Origin of the sequence: Mammaliicoccus vitulinus (assembly GCF_029024305.1) — a bacterium.
Lineage (GTDB): Bacteria > Bacillota > Bacilli > Staphylococcales > Staphylococcaceae > Mammaliicoccus > Mammaliicoccus vitulinus.
Map to the genome: position 1 here is coordinate 917,670 of NZ_CP118974.1, position 16,330 is coordinate 933,999.

General features: G+C 32.2%; 15 protein-coding genes. 13 read left to right on the forward strand and 2 right to left on the reverse strand.

Annotated elements, in window-relative coordinates; translation table 11 throughout:
- The first annotated feature begins 2 nt into the window (after positions 1-2).
- Entirely contained in the window at positions 3-476 is a 474-nt protein-coding gene (trmL, locus tag PYW35_RS04650; RefSeq protein ID WP_103323120.1) for a tRNA (uridine(34)/cytosine(34)/5-carboxymethylaminomethyluridine(34)-2'-O)-methyltransferase TrmL, read from the forward strand.
- Between the two features lie 29 nt (positions 477-505).
- On the opposite strand, the gene PYW35_RS04655 is transcribed toward trmL, so the two are convergent.
- Positions 506-643 carry a hypothetical protein gene (locus tag PYW35_RS04655; RefSeq protein ID WP_016913147.1) on the reverse strand — a complete coding sequence of 46 codons (138 nt, stop codon included), beginning with the start codon at positions 641-643 and terminating at the stop codon, positions 506-508.
- Positions 644-729: 86 nt separating this feature from the next.
- On the opposite strand from PYW35_RS04655, the gene nagA reads away from it, so the two are divergent.
- From nagA to PYW35_RS04685, 6 genes are all read left to right on the forward strand, one after another.
- Complete coding sequence (gene nagA / locus PYW35_RS04660; protein ID WP_103323119.1) at positions 730-1,881, forward strand: N-acetylglucosamine-6-phosphate deacetylase; 1,152 nt, start codon at positions 730-732, stop codon at positions 1,879-1,881.
- A 47-nt stretch (positions 1,882-1,928) separates the two neighbouring features.
- The gene (locus PYW35_RS04665) at positions 1,929-2,528 is read left to right on the forward strand and encodes a 6-phosphogluconolactonase (protein ID WP_016913145.1); all 600 of its coding nucleotides are present in this window, start codon (positions 1,929-1,931) and stop codon (positions 2,526-2,528) included.
- A gap of 4 nt (positions 2,529-2,532) precedes the next feature.
- Positions 2,533-2,679, forward strand: coding sequence for an SAS053 family DNA gyrase inhibitor (locus PYW35_RS04670; RefSeq protein WP_233709559.1), 147 nt, complete (start codon positions 2,533-2,535; stop codon positions 2,677-2,679).
- An 844-nt stretch (positions 2,680-3,523) separates the two neighbouring features.
- On the forward strand, positions 3,524-4,912 hold the full coding sequence (fumC, locus tag PYW35_RS04675; RefSeq protein WP_103323118.1) for a class II fumarate hydratase: 1,389 nt from the start codon (positions 3,524-3,526) through the stop codon (positions 4,910-4,912).
- A gap of 88 nt (positions 4,913-5,000) precedes the next feature.
- Positions 5,001-6,527 (forward strand): exopolyphosphatase, encoded by a 1,527-nt coding sequence (gene ppx, locus PYW35_RS04680; protein ID WP_103323117.1) that lies wholly within the window; start codon positions 5,001-5,003, stop codon positions 6,525-6,527.
- A 71-nt stretch (positions 6,528-6,598) separates the two neighbouring features.
- Positions 6,599-8,764, forward strand: a complete 2,166-nt coding sequence (locus tag PYW35_RS04685) for an RNA degradosome polyphosphate kinase (RefSeq protein WP_016912014.1) — start codon at positions 6,599-6,601, stop codon at positions 8,762-8,764.
- A 69-nt stretch (positions 8,765-8,833) separates the two neighbouring features.
- Here the strand turns inward: PYW35_RS04685 and PYW35_RS04690 are convergent, their stop codons facing one another.
- Positions 8,834-9,655: an RluA family pseudouridine synthase gene (locus tag PYW35_RS04690; RefSeq protein WP_103323116.1), complete on the reverse strand. Its 822-nt coding sequence runs from the start codon at positions 9,653-9,655 to the stop codon at positions 8,834-8,836.
- Positions 9,656-9,759: 104 nt separating this feature from the next.
- Between PYW35_RS04690 and PYW35_RS04695 the strand changes: the two genes are divergently transcribed.
- From PYW35_RS04695 to PYW35_RS04720, 6 genes are all read left to right on the forward strand, one after another.
- Positions 9,760-11,298 (forward strand): bifunctional GNAT family N-acetyltransferase/carbon-nitrogen hydrolase family protein, encoded by a 1,539-nt coding sequence (locus PYW35_RS04695; protein ID WP_103323115.1) that lies wholly within the window; start codon positions 9,760-9,762, stop codon positions 11,296-11,298.
- Between the two features lie 17 nt (positions 11,299-11,315).
- Positions 11,316-12,425 (forward strand): GAF domain-containing sensor histidine kinase, encoded by a 1,110-nt coding sequence (locus PYW35_RS04700; protein ID WP_016912011.1) that lies wholly within the window; start codon positions 11,316-11,318, stop codon positions 12,423-12,425.
- Between the two features lie 18 nt (positions 12,426-12,443).
- Entirely contained in the window at positions 12,444-13,073 is a 630-nt protein-coding gene (locus PYW35_RS04705; RefSeq protein WP_016912010.1) for a response regulator, read from the forward strand.
- Between the two features lie 156 nt (positions 13,074-13,229).
- Positions 13,230-14,510, forward strand: a complete 1,281-nt coding sequence (locus tag PYW35_RS04710) for a dicarboxylate/amino acid:cation symporter (RefSeq protein WP_103323114.1) — start codon at positions 13,230-13,232, stop codon at positions 14,508-14,510.
- Between the two features lie 159 nt (positions 14,511-14,669).
- Complete coding sequence (gene xdrA / locus PYW35_RS04715) at positions 14,670-15,128, forward strand: XRE family transcriptional regulator XdrA (protein WP_016912008.1); 459 nt, start codon at positions 14,670-14,672, stop codon at positions 15,126-15,128.
- A 64-nt stretch (positions 15,129-15,192) separates the two neighbouring features.
- A complete protein-coding gene (locus PYW35_RS04720; RefSeq protein WP_103323113.1) occupies positions 15,193-16,323 on the forward strand; it encodes a DUF445 domain-containing protein in 1,131 nt (376 codons plus the stop codon).
- Positions 16,324-16,330 lie beyond the last annotated feature (7 nt).

Here is a 16,330-nt window from a genome sequence, read left to right on the forward strand (position 1 = left end):
ATATGACAAATCATGTAGTTTTATATCAACCAGAAATACCAGCTAATACAGGGAATATTGCACGTAGTTGTGCAGCAACTGATACTACTTTGCATTTAATAAGACCATTAGGATTTAGTACTGACGATAAAATGTTAAGAAGAGCAGGTTTGGATTATTGGAAGTTTGTAAACATTGTTTATTACGATAGCATTGAGGAATTTTTCGAGAAAACTGAAGGCGGAAACTATTACTTACTAACGAAATTTGGTACGCAACCGCATACTCAATTTGATTATAGTAGCACAGAAGAAGATCATTATTTTGTGTTTGGTAGAGAAACGACAGGACTTCCTGATTGGGTTAAAGAAAAATATAAAGAAACAGCTTTAAGAATTCCGATGAATGAAAATGTAAGATCATTAAACTTATCTAACACGGCTGCTATATTAATTTATGAAGCTTTAAGACAACAAAATTATCCTAATTTATCATAAAAAAAACTGAGGCCCAATGGTCTCAGTTATTAATTATTTGATTTTAGAGATTCAAGCTCTTTATTTAAATCTTCTTCTTTAAGACCATAGTCCTTAGAATCGCGACCAGCAGTTAACATCGCAGTAATAAATGCTACACCAACCATACAAATTAATAACGTGTTCATTTAATTAGCCCCCTTGTAATGTTATGTTATCTTTATTATATACGAATTAGAGGGATATTTAAATACATTTTTAAGGAGACCTAGAAATGAATCATTATATTTTGAAAAATGCTCAAGTGTATACTGAAACAGCTAAAATAGAAAATGGATATATCGAAGTACGAGATGGATATATATATGACATTCAAGAAGGCGAGTATAAAGGTGATGCACAGTCTGTAGATTTAAAAGGGCAACACTTGCTACCTGGCTTCATAGATATACATATACACGGTGGCTACGGACAAGACGCTATGGATGCTACACCAGAAGCATTAAACATATTATCAGAGAAATTGTTATCAGAAGGAACGACAAGTTTTCTTGCGACTACAATGACGCAATCAGCTGAAGCGGTAAGCGATGCATTAGAAAATGTTGCGAATTATAAACAGCTAGATGAAAAACGCGCAGAAATTTTAGGTGTACATTTAGAAGGTCCATTTATATCTGAATATAAAGTTGGCGCTCAAAATCCAGCATTTGTTGCGAGACCTTCAGTTCAAAAATTCAATGACTTTCAAGATAAAGCGAACGGGAATATTAAAATCGTAACAATTGCTCCTGAAGTAGAAGGGGCAGCAGAAACGATCAAACAATTAAACAATGAAGTGATTTTTTCTGCAGGTCACACTGTAACAGATTTTAATGGCATTGAAGAATCGGTAGAAAACGGTCTTAAACATATAACGCATTTATATAATGCACAAACAACTTTTACACATAGAGAACCAGGTGTGTTCGGTGCTGCACTGACAGATGAACGACTGACAACAGAAGTGATTGTTGATGGTATTCATTCACATCCAGCTGCAGTTAAATTAGCTTATTTAGCAAAAGGGAATGAGAACTTTTGTATTATAACTGATGCGATGAGAGCTAAAGGTATGTCAGAAGGTAAATACGATCTCGGTGGACAAGACGTTTATGTTGAAAATAATGAAGCAAGATTGAAATCTGGATCATTAGCAGGAAGTATATTGTTGATGAATAAAGGATTGAAAAATTTAATGGACTTTGCAAACGTGTCACTTGAAGAAGCGTGGCGTACTACTAGTTTAAATCAAGCTATACGATTACATGTAGATGATAGACTCGGTTCAATCAAAGTTGGCAAGCAAGCAGACCTTGTTGTAGTTGATTCAGAATTAAATGTTTTAACTACCATTAAAAAAGGGTATATTATAGATAATGAATGAAGATTATGATTTAGAAAATAGATAAGTTGAAATGAGGAGTGGACAAAATGGCTTTAAACTTTAAAGTATTTGAAACAAAAGATATCGCTGCACGTTACGCTGCAGATGTAGTTCGTAAACAATTTAATTCAGATAGTACTTCAGTAGTTGGTATTCACTTAGATGCAGAAAACACTTCATTTTTTGATGAATTATTAGATGACGTAAAGAAAAATCCAGTGAACTTTAGCCAAATTCATGTTTTAGATTTTGATGGTAAAGAAGATTACTACACAGAATTAGGTGTACCAAAAAAACAAGTCTTAAAAACTGATGTCGGTAGTGATGTAGAATCATTTATCAAAGATAAAGTGAACACTGATAAAAAGAAAAATAAATTGATGTTAGATGTCATTACTTTAACTGAAGATAGTAGAACTGGATTGGATTATAATCAAGCGATACATCCAGCTAGAGAAGTTATTGTACTTGTTACAGGTAAAGAAAAAGCTAAAGCAGTGAGTCAATTATATGAAGAGCCAGCAAATGGTTCAGTTGAATCAGCAAAATTAAAACAACATAGAATGGTCACAGTTTTATTAGATAACGAAGCGGCACAAGGATTGCCAGAAGACGTTAGATCTTACTTCTCAATTCAATTTTCATAAGAAGGTGAAACTTTTGAATAAACATCCTGAAGAAGAAAATGAAATGGTTCAAGACTTAGATGATGTAAAAGAGCTAGGTAAAGAAATGGAACAAATTTCAGAACAGAACGACGAAGCATATGAAGAAAAGAAAGAAGAACAAGACTCATAACTTGAACTGATTAGATGAATTTTAATTATAATAAGTTGACTAAAGTTAAAAGACTGTCCATTGTGACAGTCTTAGACAGTCGACAAAGTCACTTAAAGTGAACTTGTTGGCTGTTTTTTAGTAAACATTATGATATTTTTTAAAATCTTACGATTTTGAAAGTGCATGCTTGCCTGGGGTATGGCTCGAGCCTGTAGTCTCTCACTCATACTATTCCCCCGGGCGTCAGCACTTTGCAAAATCGTGGAGAAAAAGTATAAAGATTGTTTCCTATTTATCAAGTGGATCCTGACATGATAAATTCAAGGGTTCTATTTATCAAGTGAGTCCTGACATGATAAATTCGAGGATTCTATTTATCAAGTGAGCTCTGACATGATAAATTCAAGGGTTCTATTTATCAAGTGAGCCCTGACATGATAAATTCGAGGGTTCTATTTATCAAGTGAGCCCTGACATGATAAATTCGAGGGTTCTATTTATCAAGTGAGCCCTGACTTGATAAAGTCAAAATAAAATTCAACATAGAATCAACTCCTAAATAAAATTTTATCTATTTTATAATATGAATTTTTAATATTTGGTATTTTTTTAGCGCTGACTCCTGCGGGGACAGCATGATTCGAAGACTACAGGCTGAGAACATGCCCGCGGAAAGCATGCGCATAAAAAATGCCGGTAATGTCTAAGACTTTGTCGACACACTGAGACTGTCCATTGTGACAGTCTTTTTTGTGAAAAATTTAATTTTCTGACAACTGAGAGTTTAAATAAAAGGCTTTATAAGATATAATAAAGATGAATAAAGAGTGATGAATACAAGAAATAAAGGGGCGTAATAAGAATGAGTTACAGAATCGAACATGATACTTTTGGTGAAATAAAAGTACCAAGTGACAAGTATTGGAAAGCGCAAACACAAAGAAGTAAACAAAATTTCCCAGTAGGTAAAGAACAAATGCCTATCGAAGTGATATATGGTTTTGCGCATTTAAAAAGAGCAGCTGCAATTTCAAACCATGATCTTGGTAAATTATCGGACGATAAGAAAGATGCAATCGTCTATGCAACTGATGAAATTTTAAAAGGAAAATTAGATGATCATTTTCCATTAGTTGTTTGGCAAACAGGTAGTGGTACACAAAGTAACATGAACGTGAATGAAGTTGTAAGCTTTGTTGCAAATGAATATTTAAAAGACAAAGGTTCAGAAGAAAGTGTTCATCCGAATGACCACGTAAATATGTCTCAAAGCTCAAACGATACATATCCTACTGCTATGCATGTTGCGCTGTATCATGAAATTGAGTCTAAATTATTACCAGCTTTAAGTACTTTAAGAGATACTTTTAAAGAGAAAGAAGAATCGTTTAAAGATATTATTAAAATTGGTAGAACACACTTACAAGATGCAACGCCGTTAACTTTAGGTCAAGAAGTTAGTGGTTGGAGATATATGTTAGATAAATGTGAGACATTATTAAATCAATCTAAAGGTCAATTATTAAACTTAGCAATTGGTGGTACAGCTGTAGGTACTGGTATAAATGCACATCCTGAATTTGGCGATAAAGTAGCTAAACAAATTGCAGAACAATTAGGATATCCGTTTGTATCATCTGAAAATAAATTCCATGCTTTAACTGCTCATGATGAAGTTGTCTACGTGCATGGTGCATTAAAAGCATTAGCAAGTGATTTAATGAAGATTGCCAACGATGTAAGATGGTTAGCATCAGGGCCAAGAGCTGGGTTAGCTGAAATTTCTATACCTGAAAATGAACCTGGGTCTTCTATTATGCCAGGTAAAGTAAATCCAACTCAATGTGAAATGTTAACGATGGTCTCTGTTCAAGTCCTTGGTAATGATGCAGCTGTAGGCATTGCTGCTTCACAAGGTAACTTCGAATTAAACGTGTTTAAACCAGTTATTTTATATAACGCGTTACAATCAATATATTTATTAACAGATGGAATTGAAACATTTAACAACAATTGTGCTGTAGGTATTGAACCGATTGAAGAAAATATTGATAAATATTTAAATCAATCATTAATGTTAGTTACAGCATTAAATCCACATATTGGATATGAAAATGCAGCAGCAATTGCGAAAAATGCTCATAAAAATGGCTTAACATTGAAAGAATCAGCTATACAATCAGGACATTTAACTGAGGAACAGTTTGATGAATGGATTAAACCAGAAGATATGATAAGCTCTCAAAAATAGTAGCAGCTATAAGACATAAATATAAAGAACATAAAAAGGTGCTATAAGCACCTTTTTATGTATCAAAATATATTCCTGGAGGCAATTTATGAAAAGGTTAGGATTAATAGATATAGGTTCCAACACTATAAGGCTCGTTATTTTTGAGTATTCTAAAGAAACAGGTTTAAATGAATTACAAAACGTAAAGACACCTGCTCGTTTAAGTCAATATTTAGATGAAGATAAAAATATGAATGAAGAAGGTATAAACGTCCTAGTAGAGACTTTAAATAGCTTTAAAAAAGTTGCCAAGAAATTTCATGTTGAAGAACTTGTACCTGCCGCAACAGCAGCAGTTAGACAATCACAAAATATTAATCAAATAATTGAAAAAGTAAAAGCTAAGACAAATTTAGATATTGAAATAATACCTGAAGAAGATGAAGCATTTTACGGATTCTATGCAGTGACACATACATTGAATATTGAAAATGGCATAACAGTCGATATTGGTGGTGGTTCTACTGAGATAACTTATTTTGAAAATAAAAAATTAAAAGAAGCGATCAGTTTTCCTTTCGGTGTCGTAACTTTGGAAAAAATGTTCTTCGTCGATAAAGATCATAATGACAAAAATGCGATAAAAAAATGTGAGAAATATGTTAAAGAGCAATTTGAATCACTAAAATGGATTAAAGATAAAAAAGTTCCAATCATCGGAATTGGTGGTTCAGCCCGAAATAATGCACGTATCCACCAATCTTTAAACAACTATCCTATAGCAGGTGTACACGGATATGATATGACTAAAAAAGATTTAGAAGAAGTTTATGAAGTCTTGAAAAAATCAGATAAAAGTGATTTGAAAGATTTAGATGGTTTGAGTAGAGATCGCACAGATATTATTATCCCAAGTTCCATCGTATTTAATGCACTGTATGAAATTTCCAACGCTACACGATATACTTTCTCGAGAAAAGGGTTACGTGAAGGTGTTGTTATGACAAGGTTAGAAGAAGAATTCCCTAAATCTTTCAATAAGGATAAAGTAACCTCAGATGCTTTAAAATATTTAGCTAATGAATACAATATACATGCATCAAATGGTAAGCAACGTATGAGATTAGCCGAAGATTTACTGAATAAAGTAATCGATATAACTGGTTTTGAAGTTTCTAAAGAAGACAGAGAATTATTTAAAGAAGCGGCTTATTTATATTATTTAGGTTCTTTCATTGATGCAGACTCCAGCTCTCAACACACGTATTATATTATCGCTAATTCAAGTATTAATGGTTTATCGCATAAAGAACGCGTTAAATTAGCACTTTTATCAAGCTTTAAAAATAAAACATTACTCAAGTTTTATGTTAAAGAAACGTCTTGGTTTAAAGATGGTGAAATTGAACTCATTCAAAAACTTGGCGGTATTATAAAATTTGCTAATGCATTAAATGTTTCAAATACAGATTGTATAGAATCGATGGAACTCATTGAAAAGAAAAATGAATTTGAACTAAAAGTAAAATATGTAACAGACCCAATTGCAGAAGAATATCAATCAGAAAGACAGAAAAAGCATCTAGAAAAATTACTTTCGAAAAAACTTAATATAATATTCACACAGGATTAACAATTATACGTTTTAATAAAACAGTATGAGTTTTTAATGATGAACGGAAATATGTAAAGGGTGAGGTAATTATGGAAGCACAAGCGGAACAATTTTATTTAGACAATCCAGAGTATTACAACAACAGAGAGTTAAGTTGGCTAGACTTTAATTATCGTGTTCTTGAAGAAGCAATTGATTCTAACAATCCATTGCTAGAACAATTAAAATTTTTAGCTATTCACAGTTCTAATTTAGATGAATTTTTTATGGTTAGAGTAGCAGGTTTAAAAGACCAAGTAGCAATGAATTTTAATGAACCAGAGAACAAAGCACAAATGACTCCGAAAGAACAACTTGCCGGCATTGAAAAGAAAAATAGAATGAACGTCGAGCTTCAATATAAGAGATTTAATGAATTAAAAGATTTGTTAAAAGCTTATAAAATATGTATTACACAACCTGAAAGACTACCAGAAACTTTAATTGAGCAACTACAAAATCAATTTAATACAGAAATATTGCCAACGCTTTCTCCATTAGGAATTGATGCGTATAGACCATTTCCAAAATTAAATAATAAAATGCTGAATTTATTTGTTGATATTAGATTAAATGATGGAGAAATAAAATCTGCAATAGTACCCGTTCCAACATTATTAGAGAGAATTATTAAGTTAGAATATGATGGTATCAAATATATCGTATTTCTTGAAGACGTGATTTCATTATTTATTGAACAATTATTTAATGGGTTTGAAGTCATCAATACGTATACATTTAGAGTGACGAGAAATGCCGATTTAACAATTCATGAAGAGGGCGCAGAAGATTTATTAATAGAAATAGAACGATTTTTAAAAGAAAGAAAAAGTGGTGCAGCAGTAAGATTAGAAATAGATAGTAGACATATCGATACAGAAGTGAAAAGTTTATTTTTGATGAACGAGTTAGAATTAACTAATAAAGATATATACAGAGTAAATGGCCCATTAGATTTAACAGTTTTATTCTCATTAGTAGGGCAATTAGAAGACTTACACCCTGAATTATTGTTTAAACCGTATACACCACAATTACCTTCCTCTTTAAATAATAATAATATTTATGAATTATCTTTAGAAAGAGATATCTTTTTCCATCACCCATACGAAACTTTTGAGCCAATAGTAGAATTTATTAAAGAGGCTTCAGAAGATCCAAATACGCTTGCTATTAAGCAAACACTTTATCGCGTGAGCAGTGATTCACCTATTATCCAAGCACTCAAGAATGCAGCAGAGAATGGCAAGCAAGTTACAGTACTTGTTGAACTAAAAGCTAGATTTGATGAAGAAAACAATGTGCAATGGGCGAGAATGCTAGAAGATGCAGGTTGTAACGTCATATATGGTATGACTTTCCTCAAAACGCACAGTAAAATAACGCTCGTTATCAAAAAAGTAAATGGAAAAGTAACGCCATTTGTACATTTAGGTACTGGAAATTACAATGATAAAACAGCTAAGATTTACACGGATATGGGTATCATTACGACGAATCCTAAAATAGGAAAAGATGCGATTAATTTCTTTAACTATTTAAGCGGTTATTCCTTAAAACCTGAGTATAATGAGCTGATCGTTGCACCATTTGAAATACGAGACTTCTTCGTAGAACATATTGAACAAGAAATAAAATCGCATAAAGAGCATGGCAACGGACTTATTATAGCTAAGATGAACTCATTAACTGATAAAAAAGTTATTAAAAAATTATTCGAAGCTGCGCAATGTGGCGTAAAGATTAAACTCATTATACGGGGGATTTGTTGCTTAAAACCAGGTATTAAAGGTGTCAGTGAAAATATCGAAGTTATAAGTATAGTAGGAAGATTTTTAGAGCACTCTAGAATATATTACTTCTTCCATAACGGTGAAGAAAAAATGTATCTCTCTTCAGCAGATATGATGACGAGAAACATGATTAAACGTGTAGAAATATTATTTCCAATTCTTGATCCTAATTTAGTAAAACGTTTAAAAGAGATCATCAATTTACAATTAAACGATGGTTTAAAAGGACGCATTCAAAATTCTAAAGGTGAATATCGATACAATGATGCAGGAAATAAACGTATGAATTCACAAGAAATGTTGATGGACGAAGCAATGTTAAGTGCTAAAGAAATGAGACAATCACAAATTACCATTGGAAAACCAGTAAGAAGTAAAAAAAATAACTTCATAAACAAGTTTAAAGAACGATTAAAACGATGAAATTCAACAACATAAAAAGCTGCCAATAAGGTCAGAGACTTTATTGGCAGCTTTTTATGTTGTTGTGAATTAATCATCTAACGTAACAGATACGAGTTCATCTTTAAATGGATGTTCGAATTCAATTTTATAACTGTGTAATTGTAATTGTCTAAGTTTACTGTTGTTATATAAAGGATCTCCAACAACAGGGTGTCCTATTTCTGTTAAATGAACACGGATTTGATGGGTTCTACCAGTATCTAATTTAAGCTCAACTTCTGCTGTGCGTTCATCAATCATATGACTTTCGATAATGTGTGTAATCGCACGTTGACCGGTTGGTGAGACACGTCTTTTGTTCGGATGGAATTTATCCTTACCAATTGGCATATCTATCGTTTGTGGTTTAAGCGGTAAATGACTATCGACTTCTGCTTTATATGTTCTTGTAATTTTTCTGTCTTCTAGCATGTGATCCAGTATCTTTTTAGCAATTGGGTGTTTTGCGATAAGTAATAAACCAACTGTTTCTTGGTCTAATCTATGAACTGGTTCTGCATAATCTGAATCTAAAGTATAAATGACATGATTCATAAGTGTGTTTGCTTCTTTTAAATCATTAGGGTGAGTCTTTACACCTTTAGGTTTAACGACGATAGCTAAGTATTCATCTTCATACTTAACTTCAGCTAAACGATAACTAGGAACATACTGACTCGTCTCATTAAAAACGGGTATGCTCAGTTTATCACCTTCACTTAACGAGTCTCTTAAAGCGCTCGCTTGATCATTTATCGTAATCTCTTTTGACATTCTCAAAAGGTGTAGTTCTTTTTTTGGAAGGTGTAAAGATTTGAACATTTCTTCAATTGTTTGGCCTTCATATTTTGATGGTATTGTAATTTGCATAGTATCCTCCAGGAATATTTCTCGTAAAATCGGGAAAAATTATATTGTAACTAAAAATAAGTTATAATTAGTATAACAAGAAAAATAGATAAGGAGTATCATTCATGTCAAAATCGATCGATAATAATGAATTTAATGTAAGTATTCATACGAGACAAATGACTTTTGAAGATATAGATGAAGTCATTGAACTGCAATCTAAATGCTTTCCAGGTATGGAACCTTGGGAAAGAGGACATTTAGAAAGTCACTTAAAAATGTTTCCAAGAGGTCAAATGGTCGTTGAATTTGAAGGCGAAATTATAGGATCATGCTCATCACTGATCATTAACTTTGATGAATATGATGATAGACATACGTGGGATAGTATTACGAACAACGGTTATATAACAAATCATAATGACCACGGTCACAATTTATATGGTATTGAAGTTATGGTTCACCCTGAATATAGAGGGATGAAAGTCGGCGCAAGATTATATGAAGCACGTCGTGAAATTGCATATGAATTGAACTTAAAAAGTATCATCATCGGAGGCAGAATTCCGAACTATCATGAATACAGTGATGAGTTAACTCCGAGAGAATATGTACAAGGTGTCATTAAACATAGAATCAAAGATCCAGTATTAACTTTCCAACTGATGAATGATTTTACGTTAATGCGTATTAACCCTAATTATTTAAATGATGATGTAAAAAGTATGAAATATGCCACTTTAATGGAATGGAATAACCCTGATTACATAGCTCGAAGTAATGTTCGTTTTAAAACGAGTGAACCTGTTAGAATATGTACTGTAAACTATATGATGCGTAAAATTAATTCTTTCGATGAATTTGCAAACCAAATTGAATATTTTATAGATGTTGCATATGATGCAGATAGCGATTTTATCGTGTTCCCTGAACTTTTAACGACACAACTCATGAGCTTTGATGAACAAAGTAATCCAGCAGAATCAATTAGAAAATTAACGACTTATACTTCTCAATATATTGAAATGTTTAATCAATTTGCGATGAAATACAATATTAATATTATTGGTGGCTCACATTTCGTAGAAGAAGGCGAAGATATTTATAATATTTCTTATTTATTCCGTCGAGATGGCTCTATAGAAAAGCAATACAAAATACATGTAACACCAAATGAAAGAAAGTGGTGGGGCGTATCACCAGGTAATGGTGTAGAAGTGTTCGATACTGATTGCGGCAAAATAGCAATTCAAATTTGTTATGATAGTGAGTTCCCTGAAATGGCTAGAATAGCAACTGAAAAAGGTGCGAAAATTATATTTACACCGTTCTCAACTGAAGATAGACAAAGTTATTTACGTGTTAAATATTGCTGTATGGCAAGAGCGATCGAGAATCAAATTTATACTGTTACATCAGGAACTTGTGGTAATTTACCTCAAACTGAAAATATGGATATCCAATACAGTGCTTCAGCTATTTATTCACCATCAGATTACGGATTTGCACGTGACGGTATCGTCGGAGAAACAGGCGAAAATCTAGAAATGGTAGCTATAGGCGAGATAGATTTAGAAGTATTAAGAAGAGGTAGAGAAAATGGAACAGTTAGACATCTTAGAGATAGAAGACATGATGTCTATAATGTAACGCATACTCAATAATAATAAAGGTGATGTAGATGGAAAAACCAACACGTACAAGCCTCTTAAAAGAAATAGCAGAATTTTTGAATGAAGAGACAGAGATGTACAGCATGATGCATGGTGCCTTAAAAAAATTAGTAAATGGCAGTAATTTTCACACTGGTTGGATCTTTTTTATAGATGAAGATGGCAAACATGAGTTAGTTGCAGAAGAAGCCTTACCACCAGCATTAACGCACAATAACTGCCAATATATGACTGAGGGTACGTGTTGGTGTGTTACTGCATATCAAAATAAAAAATTAACTAAAGCATCGAATATTATTACGTGCTCGAGAATTGTAAAATCTACTAAAGAGCATCACGATAAAACGGATGGTATAACACATCATGCAACTGTACCACTTAGGTCAGGTAATGAACAATTCGGATTGTTGAATATTGCCACACCTCATACGAAACGATACTCTGAAGAAGATTTAGAATTACTAGAATCAGTAGCGTTTCAAATTGGGTCAGCCATTAAGCGTATCATTTTAACGGATCAAGAGAAGGAAGCGGCACGTATTAACGAAAGAAATAGGCTTGCTAGAGACTTGCACGATTCTGTTAATCAGATGTTATTCTCTTTAAAAATTACTGCTCATGCTGCTAAAGGATTAAACGATCAACAAGCAGCTAAAGAAGCTTTTCAAACTATAGAAGATACGAGTCAAAGTGCTGTAAATGAAATGAGAGCCCTTATCTGGCAATTAAAGCCAATTGGTTTAGAACAAGGTTTGATAGCCGCCATAAAGCAATATAGTCAATTTATCCATATTGAGCCAGAATTTGAAGTAGAAGGTTTAATAGACTTACCTAATACGATAGAAGAGAATGTGTATCGCATTATTCAAGAATCTTTAAATAATATTAATAAACATTCTGGGCAAAATCGTGCGAAAATTTATTTAGAGCAAAATAAAAATGAATTTAAGTCGCGCATTATAGATGAAGGAAAAGGATTCGAAAGCAATAAATTAGAAAATAGTTTATCACATGGATTAAAAAATATGAAACAACGTGTTCAAGTTATGAAAGGGCATATCGTCATTAACTCTGAATTGAATAAAGGAACGGAAATTAGTATATCCATTCCACTATAAATGTTAGGGGCATCGTACATGAGTTATAAAATAATCTTGGTAGATGATCATCATATTGTGAGACAAGGCTTAAGATTTCTATTAGATACTGTTCCGGATTATGATATTCTTGCTGATTTTTCTAGTGGCGCTTTATTACTAGATTACTTGGAAAATCATGAAACGCCGGAAATTGTACTATTAGATCTAGTGATGCCTGAAATGAATGGTATAGAAATAACTGAAATAGTGAAGAAGAAATATCCGAATATCAAAATATTAGTATTAACAAGCTTTTATGATGAAGAACATGTTATTTCTGCACTTGATAAAGGGGCTGACGGCTATGAAATAAAAGACGTAGAACCTGAAGCGCTGATTCAAACAATTAGATCGGTATTAAAAGGTGAAAAAAGCATTCATCCAAAAGTACAATCTATTATTACTGAAAGTTCACAAAAGCCACATCGAGAAAATAAATTATCTAAAAGAGAACTCGAAGTATTAGCAGAAATGGTTAAAGGTAAAACAAATAAAGAAATTGCAGATACACTTTTTGTTTCAGAAAAAACGATTAAAACACATGTTAGTCATATACTAAATAAATTAAAAGTTTCAGACAGAACTCAAGCTGCAGTATATGCTATGGAACATCAATTAATCAATTAAAGACTAATATTGATACGAGTATGTATTGAACGATTCAATATTTACTCGTATTTTTATAAGTTATTTAAAAAATAAATTTACAAAATGAAAGCGCTTAAAGTATAATGTGTTACATGGGAGATATAATTTCACTATTTTATAGGGGGTAGTTTGTATATGAAGGTCAAAAAGAATTTAACTTTAAAAATTGTAATAGCCTTAGTACTAGGTATATCGATTGGTTCAATATTTAATATGTTCGCAGGAGCGGACTTTGTACAAAACACAAATCAATATGTATTTAATGTGCTCGGTCAAATATTTCTAAATTTAATCTTTATGCTTGTAGTACCAGTAGTGTTTGTATCTATTGTACTTGGTGTAGTAGGTGTAGGTGATCCTAAACTACTTGGTGGCATAGGATTGAAAACAGTAACATTCTTTTTATGTACAACAGCAATCGCTATTATAATAGCAATGCTGTTAGCTTTAGTATTTAAACCAGGTGTAGGACAATCAGATTTATTAAATAGTGATGATGTTAAAAAATATGGTGCTGAACAAAAAGCCAAATCCGGTGATGCAGCTGCGCCAGAGAATCAAACATTTGACCAAACATTAATTAACTTGTTCCCACAAAATCCAATGAAATCTATGGTTGAACAAGATATGTTACCAATTATTACATTTGCAATCTTTATTGGTATCGGTATGATAGAGCTTGGTCGAAAAGTAGAAGCGGTAAAAAAAGTTTTCGAGCAGACAAACGATATACTGATGTATATCGTTACAATGATTATGAACTACTTTGCGCCAATTGGAACATTTGGACTTGTCGCGACAGCATTTACTAACGCTGGTTTTGGTGCGATTAAACAACTAGGAATGTATTTCTTTGTTGTACTACTAGCATTAGCTGTACATTTCTTTGTTATATATGGTGGGGCAGTTAAAGTACTAGCTCATAAAAATCCATTCTGGTTCTTTAAAATGTTCTTCCCAGCTATGACAGTTGGATTTAGTTCATCTAGTTCTAACGCAACGTTACCAATTTCATTAGAATGTACGAAAGAAATGGGTGTGAGAAAGGAAATTAGTTCCTTCGTTCAACCTTTAGGTGCAACTATAAACATGGATGGTACAGCTATTATGCAAGGTGTAGCTACCATATTCATTGCACAAGTTTCAGGAGTGGATTTATCAGTGATGCAAATGGCTACTGTTGTCGTAATTGCGGTTATAGCCTCAATTGGTACAGCAGGTGTACCAGGTGTTGGCCTTGTTATGTTAGCAATGGTACTGACATCGGTTGGTTTAGACCCCGCAGCAATCGGTATTATATTAGGTATTGATAGACTACTTGATATGACGAGAACATCTGTAAATATTACAGGCGATGCTGCATGTGCGTTAATTTTATCTGAAAGAGAAAAATCAAAGTTCGTAAAAGAATCATAATTTAACGTATTAAAGGGGTAAATTGATATTAAATTCAATTTACCTCTTTTATTTTGTCTCAAAATGTATTATGATGATACTTGTGCTTGAAAAAATCGTGTATTTTTGCAACATATAAAATCAATTAATAATATATATTAAGAAGAAAGGTAGATATAGATGGATAAACAGACATTTACAACGATAATCCAAACAAAATTTAAAATGGTTCGTATTGAGGCAGGTTATACTCAAGATACAATGGCGAATACAGTAGGATTATCTAAGAAAACTTTAGTACAAATTGAAAAAGAGAGAGTATTACCTAACTGGACAACATGTGTGTCTATATGTGCATTATTTAGAGATTCAGATGTATTAAACACTACTTTTGGTTGTGATCCATTAGAAGTTATTCAAATTATATCTCGCCATCATTGTGCTTATCCAAATCATGACAACACTAGTGATATTTATTGGGTAACACTTGATTCTAAATCAGGACATATTTTACAATCTAACAAAAAATCAGATTTGTATAGAGTATTAAATGAAGAACGTCAACCTATCTTCGGTACTGCTAAAAAACGTGAAGCAGAAACATATTTCTTACGTAAAACACAATCATTATTTGTATAATATTTGTTAAAAGCTACTTCTTAGATTATTCTATAGAAGTAGCTTTTTTAGAAGGAGAATTCCCATGTCAACAATTTTAACAATTATAAGTATGATGGTTATTGGAGCGATAATTGGTGGCTTTACGAACTTTATTGCCATTAAAATGTTATTCCATCCATACCATGAAATAAGACTGTTTGGTTATAAATTACCATTCACGCCAGGGTTAATACCTAAAAGAAGAAATGAACTATCGGAAAAAGTAGGAGAAATGGTTACAAAACACCTCTTAACACCAGAAGTGTTTAAAGAAAAACTTGTTAATCCTAGTACAAAACATGTACTTGAAGATACAATCAAAATCCAATTCAATACTTTGAAAGAGCAAAAGTATACGATTCAAGATTTTGTTGATCGAATTGATTATCCATTAGAAGAAAAAATAAATGAAACGCTTGAGGCGACGATTCAACAGAAAGTTGATAAATATTACGAAACACATAAAAATGATGAGCTACAAAATCTAATTCCAGAAGAAATATTTGAGCAATTGAGTCGCCAAGTTGATCGCGTAACGCCTGAAATATTAAATAAAATTGATCAATATTTATCATCAGAAAAAGGCGAACAAGACATTTATTTAATGGTAGAAGAATTTTTCGAACAAAAAGGTAAAATGGTTGGCATGATTCAAATGTTTATGACAACTGAAGATATCGTTTATAAAGTTAAAAATGAGTTAAGAAATGTTATTAAACAAGAAAAAATTGAAACCATGATAAATTTACAAGTTCAGATGCAATATGAAAAATGGATGTCTAAGCCATTAAAAGATGTTCTTACAATAGAAAGAAAAGACAAAACGAAATTATTAATAGCTGAAGAATTAACAGAATCTATTAATATTAATAAATATTTAAACACGCCGCTTTATGAATTAGTACCGAAATTATTCAGTTATATGGAAGGTGAAGGTACTGAAAGATTTATTGAGTATATGGTACGAAAAGTAGGAGATAACATCAGCTTAATTTTAGAACGTATGAAGTTGGCTGAATTAATTAAAAATCAAATAGATAAATTCGAGTTATCTTACTTAGAAAAATTAGTCATAGAGATATCTAATAAAGAGTTGAAATTAATTACATTACTAGGATTTGTATTAGGTGGGATAATAGGATTATTCCAAGGAATAATCGCTATTTTTGTATAAGATCTAG

Bases quoted from the DNA above. Each gene is read 5' to 3' on its own strand.
- trmL (WP_103323120.1), top strand. From the start codon at position 3: ATGACAAATCATGTAGTTTTATATCAACCAGAAATACCAGCTAATACA.
- PYW35_RS04655 (WP_016913147.1), bottom strand. From the start codon at position 643: ATGAACACGTTATTAATTTGTATGGTTGGTGTAGCATTTATTACTGCG.
- nagA (WP_103323119.1), top strand. From the start codon at position 730: ATGAATCATTATATTTTGAAAAATGCTCAAGTGTATACTGAAACAGCT.
- PYW35_RS04665 (WP_016913145.1), top strand. From the start codon at position 1,929: ATGGCTTTAAACTTTAAAGTATTTGAAACAAAAGATATCGCTGCACGT.
- fumC (WP_103323118.1), top strand. From the start codon at position 3,524: ATGAGTTACAGAATCGAACATGATACTTTTGGTGAAATAAAAGTACCA.
- ppx (WP_103323117.1), top strand. From the start codon at position 5,001: ATGAAAAGGTTAGGATTAATAGATATAGGTTCCAACACTATAAGGCTC.
- PYW35_RS04685 (WP_016912014.1), top strand. From the start codon at position 6,599: ATGGAAGCACAAGCGGAACAATTTTATTTAGACAATCCAGAGTATTAC.
- PYW35_RS04690 (WP_103323116.1), bottom strand. From the start codon at position 9,655: ATGCAAATTACAATACCATCAAAATATGAAGGCCAAACAATTGAAGAA.
- PYW35_RS04695 (WP_103323115.1), top strand. From the start codon at position 9,760: ATGTCAAAATCGATCGATAATAATGAATTTAATGTAAGTATTCATACG.
- PYW35_RS04700 (WP_016912011.1), top strand. From the start codon at position 11,316: ATGGAAAAACCAACACGTACAAGCCTCTTAAAAGAAATAGCAGAATTT.
- PYW35_RS04705 (WP_016912010.1), top strand. From the start codon at position 12,444: ATGAGTTATAAAATAATCTTGGTAGATGATCATCATATTGTGAGACAA.
- PYW35_RS04710 (WP_103323114.1), top strand. From the start codon at position 13,230: ATGAAGGTCAAAAAGAATTTAACTTTAAAAATTGTAATAGCCTTAGTA.
- xdrA (WP_016912008.1), top strand. From the start codon at position 14,670: ATGGATAAACAGACATTTACAACGATAATCCAAACAAAATTTAAAATG.
- PYW35_RS04720 (WP_103323113.1), top strand. From the start codon at position 15,193: ATGTCAACAATTTTAACAATTATAAGTATGATGGTTATTGGAGCGATA.